The organism is Marinobacter sp. C1S70 (assembly GCF_000475355.1).
Lineage (GTDB): Bacteria > Pseudomonadota > Gammaproteobacteria > Pseudomonadales > Oleiphilaceae > Marinobacter > Marinobacter nauticus.
This window is the reverse complement of record NZ_AXBW01000009.1, coordinates 103,776-115,981: the sequence shown is the minus strand read 5'-3', so window position 1 is coordinate 115,981 and position 12,206 is coordinate 103,776. Positions and strand designations below refer to the sequence as shown.

Genomic DNA, 12,206 nt, shown 5'->3' with positions numbered 1-12,206 from the left:
AGGTGCCTCCCTATCCCGATTGTGCGGTACAGCTACATTGAACAAAACAATAGGAAGGAGCCTTTCGGGTGTTACGAACAACACTGCCATTGTTCATCGTTTGCTTTTTTTACGTCCCGTTGGCTTTGGCATCGGTGGACAGTATGGACCTGAGGGTATGCCTCGCCCACTCAGACCGGACGAGCCAAATTAGCTGTTGCGAAGAGTTCGGAATCAGCCAAGCTGAATGTACCAATGTGAATCAAGGACCCCCCGAGGCTGCCGAGTCACAACCTGATGAAGGTTCGTACTTTTATTGTAAATTCAGAAATTTGGATGGATCGGAAGAAGACATGGCACGTTGGGGCAAAGGCACTGACTTCACCTTTGTGCCAAGTAAAAATATGTGGGAATGGCGCACCGAGTACACGATTCAGTCGATTGATTCGAATGGGGGCTATTACCAGACATCATTGAATCCGATTTTTGAAGACCAGGTAGGTAGGTGCGGGCCGGATATCGAGATGGAGTACAAGGAGAGGCTGAGGGAAATCATGGAGGAGTATCGAAAATGACGCACAACAAGGCGGTCAACGGGACGCCAACTGCGCTCCGCTCCGTTGCCGCCCATTACCGCTGGCGTTATGTGCTTTGACACCTGATACGTTACAGGGTACGATCAAGGAATGATTCGAAGCTTCAAACACAAGGGCTTGGCAAAATTCTTCAAGTCCGGTAGCACTGCAGGGATTCAGGCCGCTCATGAAAAGAGGCTTCGGCTAATTCTCGGTAGATTGAATGCAGCGGCGAATGCCAAAGATATGGACTTACCCGGTCTTCGCTTGCACGAGCTCTCTGGCAATCGTGCCGGAATCTGGTCAGTGACCGTCAGCGGTAACTGGCGAGTGACCTTTCGATTTGAAGACGGAGATGCCGAGATTGTGAACTACGAAGATTATCACTGAGGTACCGCCAATGTTAATGCACAACCCTCCGCACCCGGGTGAAGTGCTGCGAGAGCTTTGTCTCGAGCCCCTTGGCCTTTCTGTCACAGCAGCAGCAGAGGCATTGGGCGTTAGCCGCAAAACGCTGAGTGCCGTGTTGAATGGCAAGGCCGGCATCAGTCCGGAAATGGCGATCCGGCTCTCTATCGCTTTCGATACCTCGGCAGAAAGCTGGCTGAATCAGCAGTCCCAATATGAACTCTGGCATGCTGAACAGCATCGCAAAGAGCTCAACGTGAAGAAGCTTGTTGCGGCCTGAGGCAGCACATAACCAGGCCATGAACCGGATGCTGGACTTCCCCCGATCAAGTGGACACGCATCGATAACTCCGAAACGGGAGAAATACGATGCCGAAAATGATCACGGGGAAGAAAACCCAGGAGTACAGCACTGAGTTCAAAGTCAAAGCGGTGGAGTGGAGTCACCAGGCCCACCGCAGCGTGAAAAGCGTTGCCCAAGCGCTGGATATTCACCCGATGATGCTGTCACGCTGGCGCAAGGAATATCGGGAAGGAAAGTTCGCCATGAAGCGGGTCAAGAAAGCGCCAGCAGACGCCAAGAAGAAGATACAGGAGCAGGATGAGATCGCCCGCCTGAAACGCCAGATATCGGAGCTTCAGGAGGAAAACGACATCCTAAAAAAGTTTCAACGTTTTCAGGCCGAGGAACGACGGAAGCGTTCCGGTTCGTTTGGAAACACCGATGGGAACACGGGGTAAAAGCGCTGTGTCAGCACCTCAACGTATCCCGGTCCGGATACTACGCCTGGGCAAACCGGAAGCCTGGTCAGAGAGCTGCTGAGAACGCCGCACTTCTGTTAAAGATCCGTCGTGTTTACGACGGTAGCAAGGGGCGCTATGGCAGTCCTAGGGTCTATCAGGCCCTGCGCCAGGAAGGCGAACAGGTTGGCGAGAATCGTGTGGCGCGCCTGATGCAGGAATGGGGCATGAAAGCGCGAGTGATGCGAGTGTATCGCCGAATGAGCAAGCGCCGTGACGAGCTCAAAGCCCTTCCCAACCACCGCTTGAGCGTTGAAAAGCCTGTTGAGGTGAATCAGCAATGGAGCAGTGACGTTACCTATATCAAGCTGGGTCGAAAATACGTATTCCTGGCGGTTGTTCTGGACCTGTTCTCGCGCCGGATCGTCAGCTGGCGATTGGATGCGAGCCTGAATGCGACACTGGCCAAAGGTGCTCTGAGAGAGGCCTTTGCAGCAAGGCAGCCGAAAGCGGGACTGTTGTTCCACACCGATCGTGGTACGGAATACCGGGCTCAGAAAACACAGGCATTTCTGAACCAGAACAGCGTGCGCCACAGCATGAATCGACCGGGGCAATGCACGGACAACGCTGAGGTCGAATCCTTCTTCAAAACCTTGAAGGGAGAATTGCTGCATGCGACCAGCTTTGTGACGATGCGGCAATTACGGAAACATATAAAAGACTATATTGAGGGCTTTTATAACAGCCAGCGGCTGCACAGTGGTCTTGGTTACCGGACTCCGATAGAGTTCGAGGGAATTAACTGATGGGGCGTGTCCAATTTATTGGGGGAAGTCCATGCCAAAACCTCCGCTTCGCTGCGGTTCTGTCACCGGTGATGGCGGGCGTTACGTGTCACAAGGATTTAGCATCGTCAGATGAAAAAGAAACTCAGGGAATTTACCCAGCATCTTTATCATGAGATCGAAGATGAAGATAAGGCAGAAGAGTTTATTGATAATGCGTTGCCTTCAATAGGCTTGATTGTGATGTATGGCGGCGGTGGTGAAGTCTATTGACAAAGACCTGGTGCGACAGGAGACAGACTCTATTATCGAGCACCTTGACTTATAACTCTCACGACAGAACAAGCCACCCCTGGCAAAACCAGGGTGGCTTTGGCCTACTGACGCGACCTTACATGCTCTTCCCTTGCGCCATATGCCGCTCGTGAAATTCGTTCATATATTCGCCTAGCCGCTGCCGAGCGTTTTCAAGTTCCTCCCAGGCTTCCTGCAATTCGGATAAATCCTCCTGCGCGGGCGTCTGATCCTGGGTACCGCTGTCCAGGCTTTCATATTTGGCATCAATCCGTTCTGCCACATTCTGGTACTTGGCCCATGCCGCATCATAGCGTTCACGCTCGGATTTCCATTCGTTCGCGTTTACCATGGTTTGCCTCCTTCCGCTGCATATTAGTTCTTGGGGGATTACAACCCCCGTTCGAATCCGCTGGGTTCAAAGGGCATCGGTGAACTGAGCATCTCTGGCGCTGGAGCCGCAGTAGCCAATGCAGTCTATCACGCCACCGGTATACGTATCCGCGATTTCCCGATTACACTTGACAAGCTTCTGGCACACCTGCCTGAGTGAGTGCATAAGCTGGGTCTGCATAATGACGCCTAACGCCAGCGCGGTGCGCTTCCTAATCGGCCGCTGCCTGTTTCTGCGTTAGCATCACAACCCTGAGGGCCTAGTAATTTGAGAAAAGTATTAATGAGTGCATGCCTTTTAGGCAAGAAGGTCAGATACGATGGCGAAAACCTTTCGGTGCACGATCAACTTGTGGAGAGGTGGGTATCTGAAGGCCGGATCGTTTCCGTTTGCCCGGAAGTGGAAGCCGGGATGAGTATCCCCAGGAAGCCTGCGGAGATCTTCGGAGGTAGTGGAAATAGTGTGTTAGACGGTGAAGCCGAGGTTTTTGAAAAAGGCGGAGATGTTGTCACCGATGATTTTATCGCAGGTGCCTCCATTGCTTTGGAACTGTGCAAAAAGTTCAACATTGAGATAGCTGTACTGGCTGAGTCCAGTCCTTCTTGTGGCAGCTCTTTCATCTATGATGGTAGCTTCTCAGGTAATCGGACTCCTGGCATCGGGGTTACGGCCGCGTTGCTGCGCCGACATGGTATTCAGGTGTTTAGCCAACATGAGATAGCGGATGCCAACAAGGCCATCCACGCGACGAGTGCGTGATGGTGGGCGTTATGAAGCAAGTTTTCGGCAAAGTGTTCGGAATCGGTGATGGCAATGAACACGGGATCATTTGAAAGACTACGAAACCGGTTACTGAAGAGCTTTCTATTGTAGTTCGTTCCGGACTGGAGCTTACATCGGGTGCTCCTGTGGGGCACGGTAAGGAGAGCAGATGGAAATTTACGGTGATGCCAAATCCGGCAACTGCTACAAAGTTCAGCTGGTGTGCAACCTCCTGAACATCGACCACGAGTGGATTGAGGTCGATATTCTGGCTGGCGACACCAGGTCCGACGAGTTCTTGCGAAAGAACCCCAATGGCAAAATACCTCTGCTGGAGCTCGATGGGGGCGAGACGCTTTCCGAGTCCAACGCCATTATCAACTTCCTGGCAGGCGGATCGGCGCTCTACCCCGAGGGTGGGCTGGCTCAAGCGCGCATTCTGCAGTGGCAGTTTTTCGAACAATACAGCCATGAGCCCTATATCGCGGTAGCCCGCTTCATCAATAAGTACCTTGGGCTGCCTGATGACAGAGCAGAGGAATATGCGTCGAAGCAAGCCGGCGGCCACAAAGCGTTGCGAGTGATGGAGCAGCAGCTTCAGAAAACGCCTTATCTCACAGGCGAGCATGCGACCACGGCAGACATCTCGCTTTATGCCTACACCCACGTAGCTCACGAGGGCGGCTTTGAACTGGCAGACTATCCGGCAATTCTGGCATGGCTGAACCGGGTGGCTTCGTTGCCGAGTTTCAAGCCGATGGCCTGAGGCCATTGGCTTTTCTGAGCTTTCCAATCCAGTGAACCGGATGCCCGCGTCGGGCGCTTAACAACAGCCTTGTATGAACCAAAGGGATTGTTTATGCATAGATCGATAGTGTTGGTTTTGTTGTCTTTCCTCCTGCTGACAGGCTGTGCCTCTCACCAGATACCTGTCAGGCACAAGGTCGCCTTGTCTTCTGACTCAGAACGAATCGCTTATGACGTGGTCGGGAGTGGAAAAACGGCTCTGGTTTTTATCCACGGCTGGAGTTGTGACGGACGCTACTGGCAGCAACAAATACCGGCGTTTGCTGGCGATTATCAGGTAATTACGGTTGATCTGGCGGGCCATGGGCACTCATCGGTTGGCCGCTCTGATTATTCGATGGTGGCTTTCGCTCACGATGTGAAGGCCATTGTCGATCAAGAGCGCATTGAACGTGCGATTCTGGTAGGGCATTCGATGGGCGGCGCGGTGATTGCCGAAGCAGCCAGATTAATGCCGGCCAGAGTTGTTGGTGTGATAGGGGTTGATACCTTGCAGAACGTTGCGGAGCGAATTCCCCAAAGTGTCGTTGATGAAATGGCTCAGCCCTTTGAGGCTGACTTTACGACGGCGATGAAGGATTTTGTCGCACCTATGTTTCCGGAAGGTGCCGATGAGCCCTTGGTTGCCTGGGTGAAAGAAGATATGTCTTCTGCGCCAAAGGCCATTGCCTTGAACGCTTTCCGAAACTATCTCGGGCGATATGTCACTGGCGAAGCGGCCACTGCGTTTGATGATGTCAGGGTTCCCGTCATCTCGATAAACGCCAGGTTGTGGCCGACAGCGCTGGAAGAGAATAGAAAACACATTGATGATTACCAGCTTATGTACATTGAAGACGCTGGCCATTTCCCAATGTTGGAAAGGCCTGAGGCGTTCAATGAGCTTTTGAAACAGGCCATTGACTCGATCGAGGAAAAGGGCAATAAACCCATTTAACTGCCGGGCAGGGCATGCTTGGTGGCACGCGGGAATTCTGAATGAGCAGCAGCTCCAATAAACCATCCGAGTTGGCGCAAAGCTGGATAACGAATGCCGAACTCTGGACCTCGGCGGTCCGCGACGGCGATATCGAGAGTCGCCGCCTGGTGACTGACCATGCCATGATCAACGCCGTGCTCGCCCAACATCCAAGACGGGTGCTTGACTTGGGGTGCGGAGAAGGTTGGCTGGTACGGGCGCTCGCCAGTCATGGTGTTGACTGCGTCGGGGTGGATGGCTCACCCGGGTTGATTGAAGCGGCCCGGTCCCTTGGGGGAGGACGATTCCACGTCTGTACCTATTCTGAGCTTGTGGACGATGCCCGGAAGATAGGCCACGACTTTGATGTGGTCTCTGTGAACTTCGCGATCCTACATGAAGACGTGGCCGGGTTATTGCGGGCTCTCCGGCCGTTGCTTGCTCCTCGGGGAAGAATGGTCATGCAGACGGTGCATCCCTGGTTGGTGAGCGGCCCCTATCTCGACGGTTGGCGCAATGAGGATTTTCGGGATTTCCCGGGAACATGGCAATCCATGCCCTGGTACTTTCGCACGCTAGGCTCCTGGGTAGCGTTGTTCCGGGACTGCGGTTACTACATTGTCGATATCGCAGAGCCACGCCATCCCGTTACCCAGCAGCCAGCGTCGCTTTTGATCACGACTCACCGCCATTTATAAGGCTGGCGGTACTTCTTGCAGGAGGCAGTATGATTCGGGTTGTTTACCGTTGGAAAGTTAAGGAAGAGAGCTTCGCGGACTTCAAGAAGGTTTGGGTTCGCACCACCAACCATATCCATGAAACCGTGCCCGGAGCTCTGGGTAGCTTTATGCTCCGCAGTCCTGAGGACAAAACCGAGGTGCTCACCGTCGCGAAATGGGATTCCGTGGAAAGCTGGAAAGCATTCTGGAGCGGGGAAAACCCCGCGCAGATGGTGGGCATGCGGGCACTGGGGGAGCGCGTTTCAGTGACGCACTATGAGGAAGTCGAAGACTTTACCCGTTAGCTCTGGCTGCAAAGCGTCAATCGACCAGCCAGTGGCGTTTCTTGCTCCCATCACTTGATCCAGGTGTGGCTCTCAGGGGCCAACCGCTGCCTCGATAGCAGCAATATCGATTTTTCCCATGGTCATCATGGCGTCGAAGGCACGCTTGGCAACACTGGGGTCCGGGTTATTGATCGCCTCGGTAAGGGCCACGGGGGTTATCTGCCACGAAAGTCCCCACTTGTCTTTGCACCATCCGCACGCACTTTCCTCGCCCCCGTTATCGACTATGGCATGCCAATAGCGATCTGTTTCTTCCTGATCCCAAGTCGCAATCTGGAAAGAGAAGGCCTCGTTATGCTGGAAGGCGGGGCCGCCGTTGAGCCCAAGACAGGGAACGCCAAGCACCGTAAATTCGACCGTTAAGACGTCGCCCCTGGATCCGGCGGGATAGTCCCCGGGTGCGCGCAATATCCTGCCAACTGAGGAATCGGGGAAGATGCTGGTATAAAACTGGGCGGCCTCCTCAGCCTGGCCGTTGAACCAGAGGCAAATGGTATTTTTCGGATGTGTCATTGCAATAACCCTCCTGGACGTTTGGTTTGTGTCTATGAGTCTAGTCGGTTGGGAATGGTCGAAATCGACAACGGCTATCGGCAACTATCCAGAAGGCGAGTGGCGTGCGCCTTTACCGCGTGTTTGAGCTCAGCAGGGGAATGAATGGTGAAAGCAAAGGTCAGCTGGGCGAGCCAGCTGGCGAACCACTCGAAGCTGTCGACGTGGGTTTCCATCAAAAGCCCATCGGCAGTTTGCTGAATGCCATCACGGCAGTATTCGCCGGGATCAAATAATGAGGCTAGCGTTGCAGGATCGGTATGAAAGGTCAGGGATACCGCGTGGGTATTGTTCCAGGCCATGAAGCTCTGGTGCAGGAATTCTGCGGCATCAAAATCTGCAGGCCTTGTGAAGCGGTCTGCGAGCAGCTGAACCTCGCTGATTCGGTCCAGTCGGAATGAGCGCATGGCCGATCGTAGATGGCAAAACCCCGTGACATACCAGCGCCCCTGTCTGAAGACCAGGCCGTAGGGGTCGATTTTCCGAGCCATCTCCGGGTGTTGTGGAGCGTGGTAAATGAACTGGACCGAACGAGCCGTTTCTGTAGCGGTGGCCAGTGTGTCCAGCGTATGTTCATCCAGATTGGGCTCTTTGCGCGGCAGGATTATCCTGGCTGTTTCGCTGATGGCGCGAGCCCGGCCTTTTAACTTGTCGGGCATTACCCGCTCCAGTTTGGCTTGAACACTGGCAATGGCGGGCGCTGCATCGGTCAATCCAAGTTGCTTCGCAGAAAGCAGGCCCAGCGAGATGGCCAGCGTTTCCTCGTTGGTGAACATCATCGGCGGCAGTTTGAAGCCCGCCACCAATCTGTACCCACCGTAGCGTCCCTGTTCTGTCATCACCGGGATACCCAGATCCTCCAGTATCCGGATATAGCGCCGAACCGTACGCCGGTTTACGCCCAGCCGTTGCGCTAACTCACCCCCGCCCATCTGGCCGTGAGCCTGAAGTAGTTCCAGAACAGTCAATACACGGGTGGTTGGGCCAGACATGGGCGCCTCCGGGGAGCTGAATCAGCCGTCAGATGATGCCACGAATTATTTCATTTATTTAGGACGGATTCTTGCCTAGTTGCCGCATAAGCTGGCCCTGCAGTACACACATTCATGAAAACAACTGGCAGGAAAAGGAGATCAATATGTCAGATCTGACGTTCTATACCCATCCCATGTCCCGTGGGCGCGTGGTTCGATGGATGCTGGAGGAAGTGGGCGCCGATTATACGGTGAAAACACTGGAGTTTGGCGGGGATATGAAAGGGCCGGAATACCTGGCCATTAACCCGATGGGCAAGGTGCCCGCTATCAAGCATGGCGACGTGGTGGTGACTGAAGTCGCCGCGATCTGTGCCTGGCTGGCCGATCGGTTCCCGGAAAAGAATCTGGCTCCAGGTCTTCGGTCCCCGGAACGTGGCAGTTACTACCGCTGGCTGTTTTTTATGGCGGGTCCGTTTGAAATGGCGACCAGTGCCAAGGCTTATGGATGGCGGATCGATAGCGATAATGAGCAGTCTGTAGGTTGCGGCCCCATCGACGCCAGCATCGAAACCCTTGAACAAGCGCTGGCAAAAACACCCTATATCTGCGGTGAGCAGTTCACGGCTGCAGATGTGCTGGTGAGTAGTTACCTTTGGTGGGAAATGATGCAGGAAAATATTCCCAAGCTCGATGTGTTCCGGGAGTACACCGACAGACTGGAAAGCCGGCCAGCGGCTAAACGTGCCAATGTGTTGGACGACGAACTGGCAGAGCAACTCAAAGTTGCCGCTGGCTGAGGTTGGCGACTACGCTGACATTTGAATACATGGTTCACCATGCTTTTCAGTCAGCGGAGGTGGCATGAGGTTTCCCTCCAGCACAGCGTTCGCGCTCCTGGGCGCGGGGTTGATTGCGATCAGCTTCGGCCTTGCGCGCTTCGCCTTCGGTCTGTTTGTTCCGCCCATTCGTGCGGATCTGTCTTTGTCGCCCCATGTGATCGGTATCATCGGTGCACTCCCTCTGATCAGTTTTGCACTGGCGTCGGTGGTGGCGCCCTGGTGTGCCGACCGTCTCGGCGCCCGGAATACGGCGATGGCCTCCGGCGTATTTGGGGTAGTCGGACTTGCTTTGATCAGTCAGTCGGCCGGTGCCCTGTCACTGGGGCTGGGCGTATTTGCCTGTGGTATCTGCACGGGCCTGATGATGCCTGCCCTGACAGCAGCCATGCAGGCACTGGTTCGGCGCTCGATGCATGGCCGGGTCAGCTCGGTGATGAATGCTGGCACCAGCGTGGGTGTGATGGTCGCGGTGCCCACGGTTCTTTTTTTGGCCGGGGCCTGGCGCTATACCTACGCGTCTTTTGCCGTTCTTGCCCTGATCGGGGTGTTTGCCACCTGGTTTTTCCTGCCTTCGGTTTCACGGGTGATGCCATCTAACGCAGCGCCACCGCCGGCGATCACGGCCTTGCAGTGGTGGCGCCTGTTACGGCTCTCGATCTTTGGCTTCATGATGGGTTTTGTCTCGGCGGCCTACTGGATCTTTGCACCTGACCTGGTAGTAAATCTGGGAGAGATGAGTTCCGATTCCACGGCCTGGCTGTGGTTCGGCGTGGGTATTGCCGGCCTCGGTGGCGCGGTGGTGGCTGATCTGGCGGATCGTAACAATCCGCCGATTACCCAGGCGTTGATGCTGATGATGCTGGCTGCGAGCCTGGCATTGTTGGCGGCAAGCCCGAGCAACCTGCCACTGGCGGCGTTTTCAGCCCTGGTGTTCGGCCTGGCTTATATGAGTCTGACGGGGCTGTACCTGATGACAGGTATTCGTTTGTTACCGGGGCGGCTGTCCATGGGCCCGGTGCTGCCTTTTATGGCTGTGTCTCTGGGACAGGCAGCGGGCTCGCCTGTGGTCGGTATGCTGGTGGGGCAGGTGGGGTATGCCAATGCCTTTGGATTCTTCTGTGCGATTGGCATTGTGGTGGCCATGTTTTCACCCCTATACCCGCGCTATCTGGAGCAGGAACCGGAGGAGGAGACGGAAGACGAAACCGGGCTCCAGGCAGCTTACGATTACCAGCTTCAGAATGAACAGGGCGAGCCTTTCCGGTACAAGCGCATGGGCAAGCATTAGGTGCAACAGAAAGCAGAAACCCGGCCTGAGCCGGGTTTCTTGGGTTTGGGCGGTATTCGATTATTGCTTCAGTCCCATTTCCTCAATCGAGATTTCCCGCATCTTGAACTTCTGGATTTTCCCGGTGACGGTCATCGGGAAGGCATCCACAAATTTGTAGTTTTTGGGAATCTTGAAGTGGGCGATCTTGCCCTTGCAGAAGGCCTGCAGGTCCTCTGCGGTTACCGGGTCTGCATCGGGCCGCAGTTTCACCCAGGCAATCAGCTCTTCACCGTACTTCTCGTCCGGAATGCCGGTTACCTGCACCTCTTCAATGGCTGGGTGGGTGTAGAGGAACTCTTCGATCTCTTTCGGGTAGATGTTTTCACCACCCCGGATCACCATGTCCTTGATGCGGCCCACAATCTGGATGTAACCATCCTCGTCCATGGTCGCCAGGTCGCCGGTGTGCATCCAGCCGGCATCGTCGATGGCTTCGCGGGTCTTTTCCTCGTTGTTCCAGTACTTCAGCATTACGCTGTAGCCGCGGGTACACAGTTCGCCAATCTCACCGCGGGGCATGACGTTGCCGGTGCCCGGGTCGACAATCTTGGTTTCCAGGTGCGGCTGGGTGCGGCCCACGGTGGTGACCTGCTTCTCGAACGGGTCGAGGGAACTGGTCTGGGTGGAAACCGGGCTGGTTTCCGTCATGCCGTAGGCAATCTGCACTTCCTTCATGTGCATTTTGCCGTTGACCTTCTTCATGACTTCGGCGGGGCAGATGGAACCTGCCATGATGCCGGTGCGCAGGGTGGAAAGGTCGTAGCTGTCGAACTCCGGGTCGGCCAGTTCGGCGATGAACATGGTGGGCACACCGTACAAGGCCGTGGCTTTTTCCTGGTGGACCGCCTGGAGTACGGTTTTCGGGTCAAAGCCTTCGCTCGGGTAGATCATGGCGGTGCCGTGGGTAATGCAGCCCAGGTTGCCCATCACCATGCCGAAGCAGTGGTAGAGCGGCACCGGAATCACCAGCCGGTCGTTCTCGGTCAGGCGCTGGCTTTCACCAACAAAATAGCCGTTGTTCAGAATGTTGTGGTGGGTGAGCGTGGCGCCTTTCGGGTTGCCGGTGGTACCGGAGGTGAACTGGATATTGATGGGGTCGTCGAACTGCAGCTCATCCTGACGCTTGGCAAGGTCCGCCTCTGATACGTCGCCGGCAAAGCCCAGGAAATCCTGCCAGGTCCACATACCCTCGTGGTTATCCGGGTGTACGTTAATGACGGCCCGGAGATCGGGGACGTTGTCAGCTTTGAGTTTACCGGGTGCGCTGCGCTTCAGTTCCGGGGCCAGCTCGTAGATCATTTCCCGGTAGTTGGAGGTTTTGAAGCTGTCGGCGGTAACCAGAACGCTGATGCCGGCCAGATTCATGGCGTACTTCAGCTCGTGTACACCGTAGGCCGGGTTGATGTTTACCAGAATGGCGCCCACTTTCGCGGTCGCAAACTGGGTAACGGTCCATTCGTAGCGGTTGGGTGACCAGATGCCCACGCGATCGCCACGCTTGACGCCGATGGCCATGAACGCCCGGGCCGCCTCGTTTACCTTGTCGACGAACTCTTTGTAAGTCCAGCGAATGTCCTGGTGCAGGCACACCAGAGCCTCGTTGTCGGGAAACTGTTGGGCGGTGCGGTCCAGCATATCGCCGATGGTCATGCCCAGCAGTGGCTTTTCTGCGATACCACTGGTGTAACTTGGGAGAGTCTTGCTCATGTCTCTGCCTCCATTGTTTTTGTAGTTGA

17 protein-coding genes are annotated in these 12,206 nt (G+C 55.2%); 12 read left to right on the top strand and 5 right to left on the bottom strand.

Annotated features, from left to right (window positions below; genetic code table 11):
- Positions 1-332: 332 nt before the first annotated feature.
- The 5 genes from Q669_RS19480 (at position 333) to Q669_RS19620 (ending at position 2,764) form a co-directional block, all read left to right on the top strand.
- Positions 333-554, top strand: coding sequence for a hypothetical protein (locus tag Q669_RS19480; RefSeq protein WP_152525030.1), 222 nt, complete (start codon positions 333-335; stop codon positions 552-554).
- 111 nt (positions 555-665) lie between these two features.
- Positions 666-944, top strand: a complete 279-nt coding sequence (locus tag Q669_RS01730; protein WP_022991000.1) for a type II toxin-antitoxin system RelE/ParE family toxin — start codon at positions 666-668, stop codon at positions 942-944.
- A gap of 10 nt (positions 945-954) precedes the next feature.
- On the top strand, positions 955-1,242 hold the full coding sequence (locus Q669_RS01725; protein WP_036148342.1) for a HigA family addiction module antitoxin: 288 nt from the start codon (positions 955-957) through the stop codon (positions 1,240-1,242).
- A gap of 89 nt (positions 1,243-1,331) precedes the next feature.
- Positions 1,332-2,512, top strand: a protein-coding gene (locus Q669_RS19190) for an IS3 family transposase (RefSeq protein ID WP_413771509.1) whose coding sequence is annotated in 2 segments (ribosomal slippage) — positions 1,332-1,628 and positions 1,631-2,512 — 1,179 coding nt in all. Because the reading frame shifts where the segments join, the coding sequence is not laid out codon by codon here.
- Between the two features lie 111 nt (positions 2,513-2,623).
- On the top strand, positions 2,624-2,764 hold the full coding sequence (locus tag Q669_RS19620) for a hypothetical protein (protein ID WP_022990996.1): 141 nt from the start codon (positions 2,624-2,626) through the stop codon (positions 2,762-2,764).
- A 118-nt stretch (positions 2,765-2,882) separates the two neighbouring features.
- Here Q669_RS19620 and Q669_RS01710 read toward each other — a convergent pair whose 3' ends face one another.
- Positions 2,883-3,137, bottom strand: a complete 255-nt coding sequence (locus Q669_RS01710) for a hypothetical protein (RefSeq protein ID WP_022990995.1) — start codon at positions 3,135-3,137, stop codon at positions 2,883-2,885.
- Between the two features lie 66 nt (positions 3,138-3,203).
- Entirely contained in the window at positions 3,204-3,359 is a 156-nt protein-coding gene (locus Q669_RS19615; RefSeq protein ID WP_022990994.1) for a hypothetical protein, read from the bottom strand.
- A 102-nt stretch (positions 3,360-3,461) separates the two neighbouring features.
- Here Q669_RS19615 and Q669_RS01705 point away from each other — a divergent pair, with 102 nt between their 5' ends.
- The 5 genes from Q669_RS01705 to Q669_RS01685 all read left to right on the top strand — a co-directional run bounded on the left by Q669_RS01705 (position 3,462) and on the right by Q669_RS01685 (position 6,730).
- Complete coding sequence (locus Q669_RS01705; protein ID WP_022990993.1) at positions 3,462-3,938, top strand: DUF523 domain-containing protein; 477 nt, start codon at positions 3,462-3,464, stop codon at positions 3,936-3,938.
- A gap of 172 nt (positions 3,939-4,110) precedes the next feature.
- Complete coding sequence (locus tag Q669_RS01700) at positions 4,111-4,707, top strand: glutathione S-transferase family protein (protein ID WP_022990992.1); 597 nt, start codon at positions 4,111-4,113, stop codon at positions 4,705-4,707.
- Between the two features lie 93 nt (positions 4,708-4,800).
- Positions 4,801-5,685: an alpha/beta fold hydrolase gene (locus Q669_RS01695; RefSeq protein ID WP_022990991.1), complete on the top strand. Its 885-nt coding sequence runs from the start codon at positions 4,801-4,803 to the stop codon at positions 5,683-5,685.
- A gap of 41 nt (positions 5,686-5,726) precedes the next feature.
- Positions 5,727-6,404, top strand: a complete 678-nt coding sequence (locus Q669_RS01690) for a class I SAM-dependent methyltransferase (RefSeq protein ID WP_022990990.1) — start codon at positions 5,727-5,729, stop codon at positions 6,402-6,404.
- Between the two features lie 29 nt (positions 6,405-6,433).
- On the top strand, positions 6,434-6,730 hold the full coding sequence (locus Q669_RS01685) for an antibiotic biosynthesis monooxygenase family protein (RefSeq protein WP_022990989.1): 297 nt from the start codon (positions 6,434-6,436) through the stop codon (positions 6,728-6,730).
- A gap of 72 nt (positions 6,731-6,802) precedes the next feature.
- Here the strand turns inward: Q669_RS01685 and Q669_RS01680 are convergent, their stop codons facing one another.
- The gene (locus Q669_RS01680; RefSeq protein ID WP_022990988.1) at positions 6,803-7,285 is read right to left on the bottom strand and encodes a VOC family protein; all 483 of its coding nucleotides are present in this window, start codon (positions 7,283-7,285) and stop codon (positions 6,803-6,805) included.
- Positions 7,286-7,359: 74 nt separating this feature from the next.
- Complete coding sequence (locus Q669_RS01675; protein WP_022990987.1) at positions 7,360-8,316, bottom strand: helix-turn-helix transcriptional regulator; 957 nt, start codon at positions 8,314-8,316, stop codon at positions 7,360-7,362.
- Positions 8,317-8,462: 146 nt separating this feature from the next.
- On the opposite strand from Q669_RS01675, the gene Q669_RS01670 reads away from it, so the two are divergent.
- Positions 8,463-9,098 (top strand): glutathione S-transferase family protein, encoded by a 636-nt coding sequence (locus tag Q669_RS01670; RefSeq protein ID WP_022990986.1) that lies wholly within the window; start codon positions 8,463-8,465, stop codon positions 9,096-9,098.
- A 64-nt stretch (positions 9,099-9,162) separates the two neighbouring features.
- Positions 9,163-10,428: a CynX/NimT family MFS transporter gene (locus Q669_RS01665; protein ID WP_022990985.1), complete on the top strand. Its 1,266-nt coding sequence runs from the start codon at positions 9,163-9,165 to the stop codon at positions 10,426-10,428.
- 60 nt (positions 10,429-10,488) lie between these two features.
- Here Q669_RS01665 and Q669_RS01660 read toward each other — a convergent pair whose 3' ends face one another.
- Complete coding sequence (locus Q669_RS01660; RefSeq protein ID WP_014420925.1) at positions 10,489-12,177, bottom strand: AMP-binding protein; 1,689 nt, start codon at positions 12,175-12,177, stop codon at positions 10,489-10,491.
- Positions 12,178-12,206 lie beyond the last annotated feature (29 nt).